An 18,571-nucleotide genomic window follows, 5' to 3' on the forward strand; every position below is an offset into this window, starting at 1 on the left:
TTCTCATCGCACCCGTTACCGGCGCCTGCCAGAGAGCCCCACACTCTAAGGGACGCTGCCGGACGCTGCCGGACGTTGTGTGGCGTTGATTTCGTCGGCGATTGACAAGGGCGTGAGCAGCAGGTCATCGTCGGCGTCGTCGAGGCAGCCCCCGTCGCCGTTTCGCTGGGTTCATGGTTTGGCCAGGTGTCGGTAGATCGTGGGTCGGGTGACTCCGAATTCCTCGGCGATGTGCTGGACGGTGTGGGCTCGTTTGCCGTCGTAGTTTTTCTCTTCATACATCTTGCGCGCCAGTCTGGCCTGGCGGGGTCCGAGCTTGGGTTTCTGCTCGCCGGTCCTCCCTCGGGCCCGGGCCGCGGCCAGCCCGTCACGGGTGCGTTCAGACATTAGGGCGTGTTCGAATTCGGCAATCGAGCCAAGGATCTGGAAAAACATCCGCCCGGTGATGCTGGACGTGTCGATGCCCTGCATCAGCCGTTAGGCGCGCGCCTAACATGTTTCGATCTATTCGAACCTATGTTTTACTGGGTTTATGGGTTCGGATACCGAGCGTCCCGGCAGACCGCGCGCGCAACGATCCGTGCGGGCCGACACACTCCAACAAGTCGAACCCGCCCACGGGGCCGAGTTCCTACCTCGTCCGTTCAGCCTGACTCCCGCCGAGCTGGGCGGACTTCCTGCCACACTGGCCAGCGCACCCACCTCCGTGCGCGCCTGGGTGAGATACCCCGCCATTGCCAGCCGCGTTCATGGCCTGGCCTTGGCGCGGACCCCGCGTGCTGTTTACGTCGAATGGGAGGACGGCGGCATTCACCGCGCCTGGGTCTGGGCGCCGGCCGTCGAGCGCGCAGCAGCGAGCGAGAGCGCCACTCCCCCTCCCCCGCGAGCACAGATGAATGTAATGACGGTGGGAGATACGCGGCCGCTTGTCGAGCTGGTCAATGCCCAGCTGACTCAGCGCGGTGCCGAGTTCACAACTTCCATGGCCCAGCCTGCCGGGCCATTCGGGGCGGTTGTATTTGGATCCATCGAGGACCACGGTGTGCGCCTGGAATTCTTCATCGAACCGGCGGCCAACATGTGCGCGGTCCATCTATCCGACATGACTGCGAAGAAGGTTCTTGCCGACCGGGTTACAGCTCCGACTTTCCCCGAAGCGATCGAAGCTTACCCCTGGGAGGTGGCGCTCGACACGCTCGGAATTTTCGACATCTTCACCACGCCTCGATCCACCGGTGAGGCTCGGAAGTTGACGGCGCGTTAAACCGAGAGTCTCACCGGTGGATCGAGGCTTAGCTGTCGCCATGGACACTGCAACGTTATCTTCTGCTGGGGACAACGCCATTTTCTAGGAGCTGCCGCTTCCCGCACCTCCCGCGGGCACATCCATTCGCGATCTGCCCCACACACATTTCACCGTGTTGCTGGAGCCTGTGCGGCGCCTTGCCCTCGCGACTGGCGTCGACATCGACGGTGACCAGCTCGTCGACGTTGACCGAGGCGATGACTTGCACCTCTGTTAGCGGCCACGAAGAACTGCCCATACACGGCCACGGGCGAGCCCATATACGGCCAACAGCCGATGGCCGTCTGTGGGCAGGCCGTTCGTCGGAGTACCTGACCGAATTGGTCTGCCGCAAATACTGTGAACCGGTCGGAATCCCCTCCCTGTGGTCTCCGTGCAGGCACGTGAATCTCGTAGAACGCTTCTCTCCGGCCCTGTCGCGGTTCCTTGCCGCCACAGGTCACGGGGGCCACTCCGGGACGTATGCGGGCACCTATTCGACGTCGAACCGGCGGCCCGCGGAGCCTGAACCCGATACCGAGCACGACGGGCGTAGACCCGGAATCCGGGGTGTCGCCGCCGACTGAATCGGGCGTTCCCTTTGGCTGCCAGTGGGCAGCTCCAATGGCCAGACGCAGCAAAAACCCGATTCTCTATTGGCCGCGTATGGGCATTTTTCGATGGCCGCCGACACACCTCGACCCGTGCAGCCCATCGGCGGACAGACCGGGGAGGCGGTCTACGCGAAAAACGTTCGCGACCGCGGACATCTCGTCCGGCGACGAGAACCGGTGTGGGGCGACGCGGTGTCCGCCAGACAAGCCAATGCTGACACCTTCGCCTACAACATGATGCCACGCCCCGCAGGCCGGGGAATTCAACCAGTCGAGCAAGCTTTGGCTCGGCCTCGAGGACCATGTCCTCACCTACGCACGCACGAACAAAAACCGCATCAGCGTCTTCACCGCGCTCGTGCTCGCAACTGTTGATCCGATGTACCGCGGCGTCGGGCTCCCGCAATCCTTCTGGAAGTTCGCGGCGTGGACCGCATCGGTGGACAGCTCCACTTGCTTCACGCTGCCGGGTTTGTCCTGGATCGTAGGGTACGCCCTAGTCGCGTTATGTGCCGTCTTTTTCAGGTTCAAATCGTTACTTGCGGTAGTGGATTCAATTGGGTTGGCCGACCTCTTGACGCTTCAGGTTGATCAGCGGGTCTGGATCCTGCAGAACGCCTGTGCCTCTTTCAAGTCCTCGTCGGTCTCATCGATGGCGGTTTCATCGATGATCTTGATCGGTTCGTCCACCCCCGCATCAGCGGCCCGCATCCAATACGCCCAGCACGTTCCAGTGCCGCCGGCGGGGTGTCCGTGCTTTGAGGTGAACCGGATGCCGAGGGGCTGAGTTCCGTCGAAGAGGGTGACAGTATCCCTGAGCCACCCCGCGATCATGGTTGTAATTGCACGATCGTCTCCCGCGAGGTGAGCGACAGTAAGACCTCCATCGATTCCGAGAGTGGTCAGCTCTTCCTCAAGATGCGTGGAGAGCGCGGTCAGAGTGCTGGTTGACGTGATGTCCACCCACCACCCGGGCATGTAGTCGAGTCGATAGATTGCACGGCCCTCGCGCCACGCCTTCGGCAGCCATCTGGCACGCATTGTGCCGCCCTGGTCCCAGTCGGTGACCACCATGGCCCAATAGTCGTCGAGCGAAATACCCATCGCATCGGCGTCTTTCTGCAGAGCGCGCCGACTTCCGTTGATTTCGGTGCGGTAGGGGGCGAGAAGCTCCATAAATGACGTGAGTCGGTCGTCCGTGGAGTAGAGCGTGCGCCCTACAGTGTCGAACCGGCTCCACCCGGCAGGGTCGAGGGAACCGTCAGGTTCGGGCTCTCTTGATACCGGGGAGAGCGCGCCGAACGAAGTGCGAGCAATGCGATAGCTGCCGGGCGCCGGATTGTCGACAAGCTCCAACCCGGAGACGGAACAGACCGTCATTAACCGGAAAAGGTATCGTCGATGATGGCTTGAACAGCGTGGCCAGTTTCTTTGAAACGGTCCTCACGGATAGCGGTTATGGGTGTGTCGTAGTCGAGCCAGGGGTTCGCACCAATGAACCAGGCGCGTGCGACGTGCTCACCTTCAGCTTCGACCAGCTTTGTCCACTGCTCGTAGGCGAACTGGAGCCGCCTCATGGACTCATTCTTCGGAGCGGGACCATCAGCCTTGGCCCAACGGTACGGAAGCTTGTGATCCTTGCTCCCGGATAGAGATGCAACAAGGGTTCCACCCAATGATGCATTCAACCGGCGAGTGATTTCTCGGATGTCGAGCCTGATCGTCCTCGCGTGAGCAGCATTAACATGCGTAGTGACAGCCATTAGCTCCCCAATCATCGGTGGTATTCGAGCAAAGAGTAAAACTTGAATACCACCATCTTTACACTACAAGCTGTGTTTTAGTTAACTATTTATTTACCAACCAAATCTGTGCGTTAACGCCAACTGAAACCAGGGCCACTGTCGTGTGTTCCTAGCGTGCCGTGGTCGCGATGGCTTCGTGTTGTCGAGCCGGCAGGCCGTCGTACTTGAGGCTAGTGAGGTCGAAGTGGCGGACGGTGTGGTCGATCATTGCAGAGGCGATGGTGAGGTCGCCGAAGGCGCCACGGGCCTGCGCGTCCACTGCACGGGTCTCGTCATCCGAGGTAGAAACGGCCGATCGCGTAGAAAACGAAGTCGATGAGGCCAATGCACATGCCCGCGATCGCCAGACCCCGACCACGTGCCCCCGTCCGACGTATGGTCCGGAGCGCACGGCCGCAGAGTGCCGTAGCCAACGCACCGACGAATCCGAAGACGACCAGTCCGACGCAGGCGAGTACGAAACCCCAAATGGCCGTCCTGTTGAATGGCGGACGGGTCCTCTGGACGCCGTCGAGCGCCCACGGATCCACCGGCACAGGTGCAGGTGCAGGCACGTCGTAGTCGTCCCGCGGAACGGGAGGCGGGAAATCTGTAATGGCGAACCCTCTCTTCGAAAGAACCGAGGGCAATCGGCGTCCCCCGACAACGAACTTACTGCCGATCGCGGACCGCCCCGCCTTTTCGGAACTCCGGGGCTGGGGCGACCTGAGCATCATCAGCGGAGGTCCCAGCGGAATTGACCAGCTCACCTTGGTCACCACCGCAATCAAACCCGTCGCCCCGGACCGGACTTCCACTCACCAACGAAGGCCACGCGAGTCCATTGACAGGTTTATCGTGATGTTGGCCAGGTTGAGTCGATCGCCGAATCGATCCGGGTTGAGCCATTCGAGGTCATCTGGGGTGATGCCGAACCGGGCAGCGATTGCATTCTCCGTGTCGTTTGGAGCGATCCGGTAGCTGACGGGCGTGCCGTCAGCTCCAATGGAAACCTGACCTCGCGCGCCCTCGGCGGAGCCATGGTCGGTGACAGTGGGGCCCGCAGGCATGTTGGGAAGGTCCCAGGTGAGTGTGGCGGTCGCGATGACGCTACCCAGGCCGATCGGCGCTCCCGGCGGTGCCGCCCAGATCACGGCTGTGCGCATGAAGCGGGGATCGTTCGTCTCGAAACCACCGTAGTCGACCCCCGGTGTCGAGAAGGCTTGATCGGACACCTGACTGAGCGCGTCGTATCGGTAGTAACTGAAGCCCTGCTGCAGCTCCCACTCGCTTGCCGTGGACGGCAGGGAATTCAGCTCGAGCGAGGCTCCGGCAAGCGGCACAGGTTGCAAGCCGGTCAAGGTGACGTCGAACCCATGGTCCGCGCCGTTCGCCTTGATCTGGATCTTCCCCGTGGTTCCCACGCCACTGAAATCTCCCGTGGCGATTAATGTGCCAGGAGGCAGGTCCGACAAGCCCGGAATCTTTTTCACGGTGTCTTCCTCGGCAATGGCCGTCGGTGCTGGCGTCGCCGCATTGGACACTTCCGAAGAACCAGGATGCACCGCAGGCGCCGTGCAGCCTGTCAGGATCGCCGCGAGCAATGTCGCCACCCCGATTGAGTAGACCGACCGGTGGCCTGTCCGTCTCATTGACGCACTCTAGCCATCGCTGGCGCAGGAACGTCGGAGCCGTCTCGCGGGACTGGCGGTGGGAAATCTGTCATGGCTACCTAGCCCACTGCCATCGCGAGTCGAGCAGTCATACAGATCCCCCCAGGTCCCCCAAGTTTTCCCCACCGGCCCCGCTCTGAGCAGCGGTGATTTGTTGCCCTGCCTGCTCCGTGTGGAGCCCAGCCGCTCCCATTACAATCGCGAGTCGAGCGGTCATTCAGATTCCCCCCAGGTTCCCCACGCGTTCCGACCGGCCCCGCGATGAGCGGACGGACGACCGTCATCGACAAGGCTATGCGAGACGCATCCCGAGCGGAATGTGCCATTGGTCACATTAAACGCGGTTACAGTCCCGGTCAGCTCGACTGCCGTGGCAACTGCGGCGGGGTGCCATCGGGAAGTGGCAAGCTGTGGACATGCCAGTAGCCGAGCCAGCCGAGCGCGCATTCATCCGCGACCGGATTGTCGCGTCCGTTGACGCCACGCTGCGCGCGCAGCAGAGTGTTCTCGTGGACGACGACGTCACCGCGGGGGAAGTTCACGGTCAAGTCCGGGACATCGTCAACGACACCCTGCTCGCCCTCGCCGACGAAGCAGACCGCGGATCGTTCGACCCGACTGCCATCATTGAGCGGGTCGAGGCCGGCCTTGCGTCAGCGAACATTGGCCGTTCCCGGGCAGGCCACGATGTCCACCCCTCAGACAGTCTCTCCGCAGCGAGCGCGTTGTTCGATCTGGCTCTCCCGCACCTCGTTGAGGCGCTGGACGACGTGACGTTTACCGCGCCGACAGCGATCGCCGTCGCACGCGCCTTGCATCACTGCATCATGGCGCGAGTAGCGTCGGCGTCAGTCGGGTACGTGGATGTCCTTCTCGAACGTCTCTCGGTGGCGCAGACAGAAGAGCGGATGCGCGTCTCACGCGAGCTCCATGATCGTGTCGCCCACGGTATCGCAGCGAGCCTCCAACGTGTCACGTTGGGTATCGCAGCCGTACGCACCCGCACCGATGATGGCATCCAGATGTTCACGATGGCTACGGGATTGCTTGAACAAGCGCTCGAGGACACTCGTGAGATCGCCCTCGAGCTCCGGCAGACCGTGGGGAACAACGTCCTTGATGACGCTGTGCGTGATTTCCTGGGCGACGCGGCGTCTGCGGGGTCCACGACAGCGGTCCACACGAAGGGCATACCGCGCCGGATTCCTGCGGGAGTCGGCGAAGAGGTGTTCCTCATCATTCGGGAGGCACTGAGGAACGCGGTCTCACACGCGAATGCGGCACACATCGATGTCACCTTCACCTGGACCGCCCACAACGTCGCAATCGAGATCCACGACGATGGCATCGGATTCGACCCGTTCCACGTGCGCACAGAATCCATGGGACTACTGACCATGCGCGAACGAGCTGACGTCATCGGCGCCGACATGACTATTACGTCGAAAACCGGCGAGGGCACGTCGATCACGCTCACCGTGCCGAGCAGGAACGGTACGCGGTGACAATCGTTGCCCGACGTGTCGTCCTGGTCGACGATCACGCCCTCTTCCGACGTGGGCTCTCTCTGCTCCTGCAGCAGGACGAGCGAATAGCGATCGTCGCGGAAGGTGAATCCGGTGAACAAGCCGTCAGTCTCGCTCTCGAGCACCAGCCCGATGTACTGCTCCTGGACGTGGAGATGGCCGGAGCGTCCGCAGAATCGACCCTGCGGCAGATCGCCCGCCTGGCTCCGGACGTGGCGGTGATCATCCTCACCATGCATCGCGACAGCGTGCTCAGGCAGGAGCTTCTGCGGGCCGGTGCAGCCTCGTACTTCACCAAGGACGTCGCCAGCCAGGACCTCATCGAGGCAATCCTTGCCCCGTCCCGTCCACAGCCCAGGACAGCGGGCAATGAAGAGCCGGCCCGGCCCAACAAATTACTCTCCGACCGAGAGATGCAGGTCCTGCGCATGGTCGGCCAGGCAGCTTCCAACAAGGACATCAGCAGCCGACTCTCAATCGCCGAGGGCACAGTGAAACGGCACACCACGAACATCTACGCCAAACTCGGCGCAACATCCCGAATCGATGCCATTCGAAAGGCAGCACGGCTCGGACTGTTCACGTGAACCAGAAGCCAGACGAGCTAGACCGTTTCCATCGACCTAGGAGTTGTGCGCAGATTGCCCACTAGCGCTGGATGCGTGCCGCTGATCGGGGTCGAAGGAGCTCATTTGCGAACGAAGTACCGCTCGGGGATCTTCCTTCAGTTGGGCTTTCGGCTTTAGCCAGGTCTATTCGACATACGACTCGGGGTGGATGGACGGCTACGGCGGTTGCGACGGCGTCCGAACCGCGGACGACTGCCAGACCGAGGTGCGGACCGCGGCCACCGACTACTTCCCGACGCACCTGACGCCGCTCGAGAACCCGTTCTACCTCGACCTGCCCTTCGACGACCTCAACGACGCCCAGGCGTTCGCGACTCGCGAGCAGGTGGTGCCGTGGGCCGGACAGTCCGCGTACGCGGGTTCGGCGGGCGATAACACCGTCAGCCTCATGAAGAACCGATGGGTCCGCATCCGCTCGAACGGGCACACGTGTTACGGCCAGATCGAGGATGCCGGACCCGGCCAGTACCACGATGCCGCCTACGTGTTCGGATCTGACGATGCGCGCCCGGCGAACAAGAAGTTCAACGGCGCGGGCATGGACGTGTCCCCAGCCCTCAACGGCTGCCTGCGCTTCAGCGACATCAACGGTGAGAACGACACCGTCGACTGGCAGTTCGTCGAGGCCGAAGACGTGCCGCCCGGACCCTGGACGAAGATTGTCACGACGAGCGCCGTGCGCCACTAGTCATTCGACACGACATGCGGCATCCTTATCGTTACTTGGCGCCGCCTGATGTATTTCCGTGACGGAACTCCACCACGTCGTCGTTGCATCGAGGGCAAGCTTGCATGCGGGACCGGACACGACGCACTCACCGTGCCCCCAGGGATGAGCGGCGGGGCGAACAGCCCCTCAGCGGCGAATACCCAAAACCAGTCGAAAGGGACGCTTTACTTCGGCTGGGAATGCCAAGCTCGTAGGGCGTCCTCGACCGCCGGGCGCGCACGAGCGAGCCAGTTTCCGGGGACGCTGTGCAGACGCAGACGTCGGTCCGCGGGACAACTGGACCGTTTGAAAGTTACGCGAGGCACCGCCTGACGACTAGCGAGGACGGTACGGACAACTGCCGCAGAACGACTCTTTGTGTGCGGGATAGCGGTGTTCAACCAGTGTCTCTCTGGTGTCACGGCCACCTAACACGAAAAGGGGCCGCTGCCGGACGAATTGCTAACCGGACATGGTGCCCTCACCGGATTCCGGATAGAACAGGATGACCGGAACTGCATCGTGGACCTGATATGACTTTTGAGTCGTGGGGACCGCCGGTGCGGTAGTACCCTCAACGAAATGGAGATCAGCATGACGGAGATCACTGCACACCACGGATTGTTCAAAGACACTAACCTGCACGTGGACGACACCGGCGGGCCGGGACGCCCTGTAGTCCTAATCCACGGATGGCCGCTCTCGGGTGAAGCATGGAAGGACCAGGTGCTTGCGCTCCAGCAGGCCGGATATCGAGTCATCACCTACGACCGCCGCGGGTTCGGTCGCAGTGACAAACCCGCCCGGGGTTACACCTACGACACCCTGACCGAGGACCTGCACACTCTTCTGGCGCAACTGAACCTGAACGACGTGACCCTGGTCGGGTTCTCCATGGGCGGCGGCGAAGTTGCCCGCTACTTCAGCAAGTACGGCGACCAACGTCTCCGCAGCGTGGTCTTTGCGTCTGCTGTCCCCCCGTACATGATGCAGGGCGATGGCAATCCCGACGGTCCCCTGACGAAGGAAGCCGCCGCAAAGATGACAGCTGACCTGACTCAGGACGAAGACTCGTTCTATGACGGGTTCACACGCGATTTCTTCTCAGTGAACGGTGAGCTGAAGGTCACTGAAGCGCAACGCCAGGAGGCCCTCGCTCTCTGCAGGCAAGCCGATAAAAAGGCCGCGCTTGCTTGTATGGCAACGTTTGGTGGAACTGACTTCCGCGACGATCTGCCCCACGTGACCGTTCCAACACTGGTCCTTCACGGCGACGGGGACGCAGTGGTTCCCTTCGAAGGATCCGGACAACGCACCCACGCCGCACTGCCGGAAAGTGAGCTCTACGTTATCGCCGGTGCACCGCACGGATGTAACGTCAGCCACCCCGACGAATGGAACACCGCCCTCCTCGCCTTCCTCGCAAAATAGCTCTCCTTGTGCGAGGACCTAGTACCCGAGCGCAGGCAGATGGCTTGGTCGCGGCAATTGCAGACGCTGGTCGGGCTATTGTGTGCGCATGTTTGGTTTGACGTTGGAGAAGTTGTTGCTGGTTGGGGTGGTGGCAGTTTTTTTGGTGGGCCCGGAAAAGCTTCCGCATTACGCGGCCATGTTGGGCCGTGTAGTGCGGCAGTTGCGGGTATTGGCGTCCGGGGCATCGGATCGGCTACGGGATGAGATGGGCCCTGACTTCGATGACGTCGACTGGAAGAAGTACGATCCCCGCAAGTATGACCCCCGCCGGATCATCCGTGAGGCACTCCTGGACAGTGACGATGCGCCGCCACACAGCCCCAGCCAGGTGCAGCCCCCCACCGACGATCCGCTCGCTTCGCCAACGGGAGCGGAAGATGTCGTCCAGCAGGAACCCGTGATCACACCGCCAGCGACCGAACCCTCAGGACCCGACATTTCCGGGACAAGCGACGCTCGTTGAGCGCAGGCCGCCGCGTCAGGCGGTGAGCCCTTCCTCGAGGTTTTGGGCACGTTTGGCGGTGCGACGATCGTGAAGGGCGGCGATGCCGTACGCGGTGAAGTAGAGCAGGACCATGGGGATGGCGAGCAGGAACATGGAGATGACATCGGCGGCCGGGGTCGCAATGGCAGTGAACAAGATGATGATGAGCGTTGCGATTCGCCAGGACTTGATGATGGACTGGGCGCTGATCACGCCAGCGAAATTCAGCAGTACCAGGAACACTGGGAGCACGAAAGCGATCCCGATAGCGACGACGAGTTTGAGGACGAAGTCGAAGTAGTTTTGGGCGTTGATGAAAGCCGCGTCTTGGGTGGGTGCGAATCCGGTCATGAGTTCCACGACGTGGGGAAGGACATACCATCCCGCCGCGCAGCCAGCCAGAAACAGGGGAATGGCGGTGAAGAAGAAGGCGAACGTGTACCGCTTTTCTGTGCGAGTGAGGCCGGGCATCAGGAACGCGAAGGTTTGGTAGAGCCAGACTGGGCTGGACACGATCAGGCCGACGTAGACCGATATTTTCAGCTTCAGGTCAAAGGCGGACGTGATGTCGGGGTAGTTGATTTGAGCGTTTCGGTGTTGGGCGTGCACGATGGCATAGATCGGTTCCCTGAGCGCGTCCCAGACGAAGCCGGAGAGTAACCAGCCCACGATGGCGCCGAGCAGAATCCCGGCCGCTGCGAGGAACAGGCGTTTACGTAGTTCCAGAAGATGCTGGCCCAAAGTCATCCGCCCCGCGGGGGCGGGCCGAGACCGGGCGCCCAGGACCACGACGGTTACGGCATCGAAGACGGCCCAGTGGCGCCCGTCTGCTTGGCGGGCTCAATGCGCGGCTCAGGGGTGACAGCTGACGAAACGGGTTTGTCGTCTTCTGGTTCCGTTCTGATTTCGCTTTTGAGAATCTTCATCGACTGACCCAAGCTCCGGGCAAGCCCGGGAAGTTTGGGTGCGCCAAAGAGCAGCAAAATGATCACCAGAATGATCAGGAAATGCCATCCAGTCAAATTGCCCAGCATTATGTGGTGTCCTCCCTGTGACAAAAAATGAGTGAACGCATCGTATACCCCGACATCGACCGGCCCCGGGCAACCGAATAAATACTCCCGCGAACGTCAGGCCGGGACCATGGTGGGTTGCAGCCGGTGCTAGGCCGACCGGCCGAGAGGGCCGACTATTTGATGTTTTCAGTATCTTGAAACTAATTCCTGTGCGAGCCCCTAAGCCGCACTGGCGGAGCGTAATGTTCGCTGGGTCGGAGTCATTCAGGCTGTGATGCGAGGTTGGTCGCACCATGGTGTTTCGGGTGCGGACAGGGGTCCCGGCCCGCCATTGACACACGATGGTTGGAGAAGCGTTCATGTTTGAGCACAAATTCATTACTAACGCGATCAGCAGGAGCGCGGAAAACGCCTTGGACCGGCGCCGTTTTTTCCAGGCAGCGGGAGTCGCCGGATTCGGTGTCGGATCAGCGGTGCTCCTCGCCGGTCAACCCGCCCTTGCCACCGAACGAAAAGATGACGGTGGTGCGCCCAGCGATTCCGCAATTTTGAACTTCGCCCTGAACCTGGAATACCTCGAGGCGGAGTTCTACCTCCAAGCCGTGACAGGTAACGGACTGCCAGATGACATGATCACCGGGCGCGGCCAGCAAGGAGACGTCAGCGGCGGCTACGCCGTGCCCTTCGACACCCCCGCGATCCGTAAGTACGCGCAAGAAATCGCGGCGGACGAGAAATCCCACGTCGCCTTCCTCCGGAGCGCACTCGGTGGCGCCGCAGTGTCCCGGCCCACGCTCAACCTCGATGACAGCTTCACCGCCGCAGCCCTCGCCGCTGGACTGATCGGCCCCGGCGAAACCTTCGACGTGTTCGAGAACGAAGTCAACTTCCTCTTCGGCGCCTTCATCTTCGAAGACGTCGGCGTGACCGCCTACAAAGGCGCCGCACCCCTGATCAGCAACAAAACCTACCTGGAAGCCGCGGCCGGCCTCCTCGCCGTTGAGGCCTACCACGCAGGCATCATCCGAACCACCCTCTACTCTCTCGGCGTGGAGACCCCATCGATCTACCCGACCGTCCAGAAAATCTCCGACGCCCGAGACAGCCTCGACGGGCCCACGGACCTTGACCAAGGCATCGGCACAGCCGACAAGTCCAACCTGGTCCCCACGGACGCGAACGCGCTCGCCTTCAGCCGCACCCCCGGCCAAGTCCTCAACATCGCCTACCTCACCCCCAACAAGGCCACCTCCGGCGGATTCTTCCCCGACGGCGTCAACGGCAAAATCAACACCAGCGGACACTAAACAACGGCCCTCTGCCCGATCCACAGCGGGCAGAGGGCACCCCATCAGCCCGCATAACGATCTCCCATGCCGGGATGACCCATGATGTCGGCACCATGATTTTTGGCACGGCAGTGTTTTCACGAAGGCCGCGCGGAACGGAACCTCGACCAGAATCGTGGGCCGCACCTCTCGAGCCTTCGCTCACGAGCCACGGCCTCTGCAGCCGCATTGAGGCTATCCGCGCCGGGTGGTACCCAAAAGGCCGCCGGGACCGCAGATCAACACGCTGGTCATGGTGATTCCTTTCGGGTCTGGTCGGGTGCGGTGCGCAAAAGGCCGGGCTTTCTTAGATAGGGGTACAGGGCACGTTGGCGAGGCCGTGTTGGGCGTTGGAGCTTTGAGCGCCGCATTCGACGATGTTGCCGAGGATGGGAGTGAGAGCGAATCCGTAGCCGGGGCCGTTGACGTTTGCGGTGTTGTTGCGGAAGATGTTCCCGGTTCCCCACCCGTGGAGAATTTCGTGGGTTTGAAAGCCGTCCTCGGGAGAGTTCGTGCCTGTATTGGAGTCGATGGTCCAATTGTTGCCTTTGACATTTGCCCAGGCAGTGGCCGCAGACTGCACAATCGCCGAACCGTCGAACGTGTTCTGGTTCAGAGTGCCGCCGGTTGTTCCCTCTTTGATGTCGACGCTTTCCGCTGTGGTGCCCGAGATGGTATTCCCGGTGATGACATTGCGGTCGCTGGTATCGGGGGCGCAGTTACTGATGGTGCACCAGTTGCTTTGGGCAGTGCCGACGTAGATGCCTTCACCGAATTTGGGCTTGAAAAGCCCCGTGTCTCTGATCGTGTTGCCGACCAGCGTGTTGTCACTGCTGAAGGCCCTCAGGTGGATGGCTTCATCGCCCACGTGCTCAACGGTCAGATTCTGGAGGACCGTGTTGCTGGTCCCATCCAACATCACTCCCTTCTGCCCGTTGCGGACAGTGAAACCGTCTAGAACCCAGAATGCGGCGTCTTGGAGGTGCAGAACATACCCGTGACGGTCATCACCTCCATCCAGAATGCTGCCCTTGGTTCCGCAGAGGACGATGGGCAATGCGGCGCTGCCTCGCCCGGACGCGGTGAAATTTCCGGCATAGACAGCGGCGGCGAGATGGATGACCGTTCCAGGCTGCGGGTGGTCCAGGGCTTGAGTGAGCTCGGCGGCACTGGTCACGTTCACGGCGGCGGCACTCGTGGGGCACCCCGTGTTCTCGGTGGGCGTGGTGGCAGCCGGGGTGGCGGCGTACTGGCTCGGTTCGGTGGCAACTCCTGGGTTACCTAAGGGAGTGTTCTCTTGGGTGAGCCAGCCGCTGTAGAGGACGGCGAAAACGGCCAACAGGGCAATCGCCAGGACCAAGACCAGAAAGACCGGGGGGTGCTTCACAGCAGCCTCCGGGCCGGAACGGGCGTGTGTTCGATGTTTTTTGTTCCTTCGCCGATGGCAGGATTGCGGGACGGCTGGGCGTGCTCAGGGAACGGGCTGCGGATGCTTCGAAGTTGTAAATGTCGTTTGCGGGTGAAAGCGCTTCCGACGAGAAGCGTGGCAAGGAAGAGCCACACGAAGGTAAGGGGTTGGAACACCCAATTCGTGACTGTTGCAAGCGTGGGCGCTGGATGCCACCCACGGACGTCGTTGTTCCCGACAATACTGTCACCGGCGGACGCGGCAGTCGTTTCGGACCAGATCGCGGTTGACCCGGTCCCCGATACGGTGTTGTCAGTGATGTGAGATTGGCTGGTATCGCCTTGGAGGGCCATACCGTGGTTGGTGATCCCGGCCAGGACATTCGCTGTGACAGACGCAGCAGAATTCCGCAGAGACACGCCCGTGTCCCCGCCGCTGATGGTGTTTCCTGTCACGGTCGATGACGTTCCGGCATCTCGGATTGTGATGGCCCGGCTGCGTTGGTCCTGGAGGGTGTTATTCGTCAGTTGCACGTTCGCTGCGCCGTGATCCACCAGAATGCCGTCCTCGTTTCTAGCGATGGAGGACGCCGTCACTTCCACGTTCTGTCCGCCGCTGATCTCAATGCCGTTTCGCGTGTTGCCCGAAATGGTGCTGTTCACGATTCGGTTTCCCCCATATCCCTGCGTGCCAAGTCCCGCCGGGCCAGGGCCGAGGGCGAGAGGCTGACCGTCAATATTGAAACCGTCACGCCCATTGTTTGATGCGGTATCACCCTGGTAGAGAACATTGCTGCTGGATCGGTCGAGAGAGAAACCGTCGCCGAAGTTGTCTGACGAGGTGGTGTTGCTGATCGTGGTGTCGATCACTGCTTGGTGTAACGCTATGCCGTCGATAAGGCTCCGTGAGATCTGGGTATCGTGAACGCTCATGTTGTGTGCGTTGCTCGCAAAAAGACCATAAGCGTTTCCCGTGACAGTGACATGGTCGATGCTCGCAGAAACGAGGGTGTGTTGCTCCCCCGCTCCGACGGAAATTTTAGCCAGGTCCGCCCCCGCAACCAAAGGGGCACCAGTTGGGATGGGCCCCGTTGCCGGGTTGAGGGAGCCGATCGCGGGATCCAAAATGTTTGACGGGTCCGTTCCCGTGAACGCGAGGCCGCCGGTGTTCCCGCCCCAAAAGCCGAGATTTGCGATGTGTGCGTCGGTGAGTTCGGTGTGTCCACCGATCGCCCGGATGTATGCCCGGCCGTCGCTGGTGATGGTGTCCGGTGTTCCCGAAGCGGGATCCCAGCTGGTGATCGTTGCTGGGTTTGCCGACGTCCCGGACACGGTGAGGGAGCCTCCGAAAGTGACGATCGAGACGAAGGAAGCCGGGTCACTCTTCAGGCGCAGGCTAAGACCTTCGGGAGTGTCTAGCTTCAACGTCGCCCCCGTCAGGACAACCACGTTTTCAGAAAGCAAATACCACCCTTCCGGCTGTCGGACTAGAGTGTCCGGGGCTAGGGCGAGCATGTCTGCCAGCGTGTAAGCGCTGTCCCGCCCGGGTAGGACAAGCGTGAATGTTCCTTGGGTTTGCAGGCGAAACGGACCGACCAGGCTGCGTACTCGGAACGGAGCGAGGGTGGCCATGGCCCTCACATAGACCAGTCGTTTGTTCTCCCCGGTCACCAAGGCCGCCTCCTTGTCCGGGTCGCCCGGATATGAAGCCCCCTCGTGTCCGGGACCCGGGCCAGCAGCGTCACTCCGGGCAAGGCTCGTCGGCACAATTTGTTTACCCGCATTGACTCCGAGGATCCAGGTGGCCGCGATCGCTGAAACTACGACCAAAACCAGAGCGGTCATGACAATAGGCTGGCGGATACTCACAACGCCACCTGCGCCGTGTCGACGTCCCTCTTCAGGCTTCGGTGGTCTTGGCCGTCGCCGCCGATCTGGTCAGCACGCCGAGTCAACCAGCCCTGCCGGTTCATCGTCGCGAACGCGTAGACCTTGATCGGCAGCGCCACCAAAATCACCGCGAATGCGTACAACGGCAACAGCCAAATATCTTTCGGATTCTCGCGAAGGTTGGAAATCCCTCGAATTCCACGCCCCAACAGCAACCACGCAAGCGTGCCCACCACGCCCAACACCGTAAATTGCAGACGCTGGAACAAAAGGTAGTACAAGCTGAGTCCCATGGTTACCGGGGTGACCAGGATCTGGAGCACGGTCACTTTGGTGATGAAGGGGACGTGCCACAGCCATCCTTTGAACACGGCCGTCAAGTAGCAGCGGTAGGAGTTGCGGCTCCACCGCACTCGTTGCTTCACGAACGCGCGAAAACTCGAGGGGAACATTGACAACGCCCGGGCGGAGGACTGATGAACCGTTTTATATCCTGAAGCGAGAACCAGCCATGTCAGGCGCCCGTCATCTCCGGACACGCACCGCCGACCGAAGAAGAACTCATCCTCCAAGTGCTCGAGAACGGGCATGACCGCAGCCCGACGATACACGGCAGTACGGCCAGACACACAGGGCACCGCCCCAGCCCGGCCCATCGCCGGGACGTAGTCGAGATAGCGCAAGTTGACCATCCAGTCAGCGATCCTCCGCCACACGCTCGACTCACGCTGATACACGTTCTGGCGCGTGCCAACCGCACCGACCAGCGGGTCGTCAAAAGGCATTTGCACGTTCTCCAACAACCCGTTACCCCACCACGTGTCCGAGTCCGTCAAAACGAGAATGTCGAAACGAGCCAAACGAATACCGCACCCCAGCGCCGACCTCTTACCCGCATGGTGGAACAGGACCGGGATCAGCCGGGGATCAGCCAACTTCTCGATTCGCTCGAAGGCCTCCAGATCGGCCACATCCAAAACGATGATGATCTCCCCCGGGTTCTGGGCCCTCCAGGAATCCAGACAACTCATCAAAATCTCAACATCCTCGTGAAACGAGGGAACCACAACCGACGTCGACGCCCGAAAGCCCGTGACTATGTGGGCCGCCCGGTGCGACAACACAAACCGGTATGCCCAGAGACCCCACACTATCGTTCCCGCCACGGCCAAGGGAAAATAGGGCGCGACACCGTCCACAACACCAGTGACGACCGACCAATCAAAACCAGCATGGAGATTCTGCACTGCAACCAGTAGTGAAAGCACAAGTCGGGTCCTTTGCTAGACGAATCGCCGGACGAGGGCACCAACACGGGAGACGGAGCGAGTCCTTCAGGCCCCACGACGCCTCGGGCACGTAGTAGGTACCGAGTGTGTGGAAGGACCCACCTCTCCGGTGTCGTCAACACCAGCAGCGCGAACGTATCCGTGCGACCGCTCCCTCACTAGGGCCCCGCCCGAGCAATGTGGTTAACCGCACACTCCGGCGATTCTGATCACCAAAATGAGCCTCACGACCAGGTAAACACTCCACCAAACCCGTCGACACCCCGCTCCAGCCGGGCCAGAACGTGAGAAACCTGTCATTTGCGTTTGTTGGCCCCGGCCATCCAGTCAGGCAACGCTCATGGCGACCGTATTAGCGACCCACTATTTCTGGAAGACGCTTGTCACCCCGGTGACGACCTCGGGATGATTCATCACGTTTCGTGTTCTCTCGACCATCCCGCACATACTGTGGGTAGCAGTTGGGTCGCCCTCGCCGGAACAAGGCTGCGTACAGCCAGCGCGAGGGCAAAGTCATATTCGTCCCGGTCGACGATGAGTGGCGCGAGCTGCCGGCTGTCCTGGACGCGCGGCAGGTAGGACTTCTCGGTCTTGCCACCTGGGCGTCCGTCGTCCGTTTGATTGCCCGCTGGCGCGCTGTCAGGCACGTCGATCCGTTGACTACGCGATCGGACCGAAACGTCCCAGGACAGTCATCTTGCTCAAGGCCCGACGGGCATATCGGTTCCATAGAGCGCTGAACAAGAGGATACCGGCGGGGGCCGAGAGGAATGATCCCACAACGTCAGAGGGGTAGTGCGCTCCCACATACACGCGCGACGCCGCGACGAGGATCGCGACTGTGAGGCCGCCGAGCATGGCGAGGGTTTGCCACTTGGTACCCCGCAACAGAAGTATCAAGGCGATGGCGAGGGATACCGCGGCCGCGGTATGTCCGCTGGGAAAACTCCCGGCCCCGGACTCGTGGAGTAGAGGATGGGACAGCAGGGCAGAATCTGGCCGGTACCGTCCGATCACTGATTTGACCCCTTCAGTGCTCAGCCAGCCCGTCGCGGTGATTGCGCCAACAGCGATGGCACTCACTGGGCTTTTACGCACGACGAGAATAAACAAGGAGATCGCGGCAACCAAGAACACCCCACCCGCGGGGCTGAAAACGGAGTTAAACACCATTGCGACAATGTCAGCGAAAGCACTGTGATCGGCGCTGACCGTTTGATCAATACTGAGCTCAGAGGCCGTGATACCCGGCACGGTCTTCACGGTAAGGCCGAGGGTCAGCAGTACGGCAACGAGAACGAGCGTCCAACCGAACCAGTGACGAGGTAAGGGTAAGACGTACATCCGAGTTCGATGCTCACCGAGCATCGTCGTCGAGGTAACTTTCGTCATGATTTCTCCGGATCCGGCCCGACTACATGCAGACGCACGTGTATTCACTTGATCCTCACGGATGAACTCTCA

Annotated in this window: 19 protein-coding genes and 1 pseudogene; 8 read left to right on the top strand and 12 right to left on the bottom strand. The window is 61.3% G+C overall.

Annotation, left to right across the window (positions count from 1 at the left end):
• Nucleotides 1–171: 171 nt before the first annotated feature.
• Nucleotides 172–471, bottom strand: coding sequence for a recombinase family protein (locus RCH22_RS10885; RefSeq protein ID WP_327013992.1), 300 nt, complete (start codon nucleotides 469–471; stop codon nucleotides 172–174).
• A 430-nt stretch (nucleotides 472–901) separates the two neighbouring features.
• On the opposite strand from RCH22_RS10885, the gene RCH22_RS10890 reads away from it, so the two are divergent.
• Nucleotides 902–1,264, top strand: a complete 363-nt coding sequence (locus RCH22_RS10890) for a hypothetical protein (protein ID WP_327013993.1) — start codon at nucleotides 902–904, stop codon at nucleotides 1,262–1,264.
• Nucleotides 1,265–2,203: 939 nt separating this feature from the next.
• A pseudogene (locus RCH22_RS10895) lies at nucleotides 2,204–2,278 on the top strand (hypothetical protein); the annotation flags it as partial.
• 212 nt (nucleotides 2,279–2,490) lie between these two features.
• On the opposite strand, the gene RCH22_RS10900 reads toward RCH22_RS10895, so the two are convergent.
• The 5 genes from RCH22_RS10900 to RCH22_RS10915 all read right to left on the bottom strand — a co-directional run bounded on the left by RCH22_RS10900 (nucleotide 2,491) and on the right by RCH22_RS10915 (nucleotide 5,296).
• Entirely contained in the window at nucleotides 2,491–3,279 is a 789-nt protein-coding gene (locus RCH22_RS10900; protein WP_327013994.1) for a hypothetical protein, read from the bottom strand.
• On the bottom strand, nucleotides 3,279–3,476 hold the full coding sequence (locus RCH22_RS10905) for a hypothetical protein (protein ID WP_327013995.1): 198 nt from the start codon (nucleotides 3,474–3,476) through the stop codon (nucleotides 3,279–3,281). The genes RCH22_RS10900 and RCH22_RS10905 overlap by 1 nt, the downstream gene beginning before the upstream one ends.
• A gap of 337 nt (nucleotides 3,477–3,813) precedes the next feature.
• A complete protein-coding gene (locus RCH22_RS10910) occupies nucleotides 3,814–3,963 on the bottom strand; it encodes a hypothetical protein (RefSeq protein WP_323508880.1) in 150 nt (49 codons plus the stop codon).
• A 13-nt stretch (nucleotides 3,964–3,976) separates the two neighbouring features.
• Entirely contained in the window at nucleotides 3,977–4,420 is a 444-nt protein-coding gene (locus RCH22_RS21195; RefSeq protein WP_369125306.1) for a DUF4190 domain-containing protein, read from the bottom strand.
• Nucleotides 4,421–4,501: 81 nt separating this feature from the next.
• Nucleotides 4,502–5,296 carry a LysM domain-containing protein gene (locus RCH22_RS10915; protein ID WP_327013996.1) on the bottom strand — a complete coding sequence of 265 codons (795 nt, stop codon included), beginning with the start codon at nucleotides 5,294–5,296 and terminating at the stop codon, nucleotides 4,502–4,504.
• Between the two features lie 476 nt (nucleotides 5,297–5,772).
• Between RCH22_RS10915 and RCH22_RS10920 the strand changes: the two genes are divergently transcribed.
• The 5 genes from RCH22_RS10920 to RCH22_RS10940 all read left to right on the top strand — a co-directional run bounded on the left by RCH22_RS10920 (nucleotide 5,773) and on the right by RCH22_RS10940 (nucleotide 10,156).
• Entirely contained in the window at nucleotides 5,773–6,861 is a 1,089-nt protein-coding gene (locus RCH22_RS10920; RefSeq protein WP_327013997.1) for an ATP-binding protein, read from the top strand.
• Nucleotides 6,858–7,469: a response regulator transcription factor gene (locus RCH22_RS10925; RefSeq protein WP_327013998.1), complete on the top strand. Its 612-nt coding sequence runs from the start codon at nucleotides 6,858–6,860 to the stop codon at nucleotides 7,467–7,469. The genes RCH22_RS10920 and RCH22_RS10925 overlap by 4 nt, the downstream gene beginning before the upstream one ends.
• A gap of 190 nt (nucleotides 7,470–7,659) precedes the next feature.
• On the top strand, nucleotides 7,660–8,199 hold the full coding sequence (locus RCH22_RS10930; RefSeq protein ID WP_327013999.1) for a hypothetical protein: 540 nt from the start codon (nucleotides 7,660–7,662) through the stop codon (nucleotides 8,197–8,199).
• Between the two features lie 615 nt (nucleotides 8,200–8,814).
• Nucleotides 8,815–9,651, top strand: a complete 837-nt coding sequence (locus tag RCH22_RS10935) for an alpha/beta hydrolase (protein ID WP_327015506.1) — start codon at nucleotides 8,815–8,817, stop codon at nucleotides 9,649–9,651.
• Nucleotides 9,652–9,739: 88 nt separating this feature from the next.
• The gene (locus tag RCH22_RS10940) at nucleotides 9,740–10,156 is read left to right on the top strand and encodes a twin-arginine translocase TatA/TatE family subunit (protein WP_322140323.1); all 417 of its coding nucleotides are present in this window, start codon (nucleotides 9,740–9,742) and stop codon (nucleotides 10,154–10,156) included.
• Between the two features lie 15 nt (nucleotides 10,157–10,171).
• On the opposite strand, the gene tatC is transcribed toward RCH22_RS10940, so the two are convergent.
• Nucleotides 10,172–10,924 carry a twin-arginine translocase subunit TatC gene (gene tatC, locus RCH22_RS10945; RefSeq protein WP_327014000.1) on the bottom strand — a complete coding sequence of 251 codons (753 nt, stop codon included), beginning with the start codon at nucleotides 10,922–10,924 and terminating at the stop codon, nucleotides 10,172–10,174.
• A gap of 47 nt (nucleotides 10,925–10,971) precedes the next feature.
• Nucleotides 10,972–11,211, bottom strand: a complete 240-nt coding sequence (gene tatA / locus RCH22_RS10950) for a Sec-independent protein translocase subunit TatA (RefSeq protein ID WP_134558614.1) — start codon at nucleotides 11,209–11,211, stop codon at nucleotides 10,972–10,974.
• A gap of 341 nt (nucleotides 11,212–11,552) precedes the next feature.
• Between tatA and RCH22_RS10955 the strand changes: the two genes are divergently transcribed.
• A complete protein-coding gene (locus tag RCH22_RS10955) occupies nucleotides 11,553–12,500 on the top strand; it encodes a ferritin-like domain-containing protein (protein ID WP_322137445.1) in 948 nt (315 codons plus the stop codon).
• 328 nt (nucleotides 12,501–12,828) lie between these two features.
• Here RCH22_RS10955 and RCH22_RS10960 read toward each other — a convergent pair whose 3' ends face one another.
• From RCH22_RS10960 to RCH22_RS10975, 4 genes are all read right to left on the bottom strand, one after another.
• Nucleotides 12,829–13,908, bottom strand: a complete 1,080-nt coding sequence (locus RCH22_RS10960) for a right-handed parallel beta-helix repeat-containing protein (RefSeq protein WP_134564500.1) — start codon at nucleotides 13,906–13,908, stop codon at nucleotides 12,829–12,831.
• Nucleotides 13,905–15,773 (bottom strand): right-handed parallel beta-helix repeat-containing protein, encoded by a 1,869-nt coding sequence (locus RCH22_RS10965; RefSeq protein ID WP_327014001.1) that lies wholly within the window; start codon nucleotides 15,771–15,773, stop codon nucleotides 13,905–13,907. The genes RCH22_RS10960 and RCH22_RS10965 overlap by 4 nt, the downstream gene beginning before the upstream one ends.
• A 20-nt stretch (nucleotides 15,774–15,793) precedes the next feature.
• Nucleotides 15,794–17,086, bottom strand: coding sequence for a glycosyltransferase (locus tag RCH22_RS10970; protein WP_327014002.1), 1,293 nt, complete (start codon nucleotides 17,084–17,086; stop codon nucleotides 15,794–15,796).
• 681 nt (nucleotides 17,087–17,767) lie between these two features.
• Nucleotides 17,768–18,499, bottom strand: a complete 732-nt coding sequence (locus RCH22_RS10975) for a phosphatase PAP2 family protein (RefSeq protein ID WP_134564094.1) — start codon at nucleotides 18,497–18,499, stop codon at nucleotides 17,768–17,770.
• Between the last annotated feature and the right edge of the window lie 72 nt (nucleotides 18,500–18,571).

Source organism: Cryobacterium sp. GrIS_2_6, assembly GCF_035984545.1.
In the GTDB taxonomy this organism is placed as follows: Bacteria; Actinomycetota; Actinomycetes; order Actinomycetales; family Microbacteriaceae; genus Cryobacterium.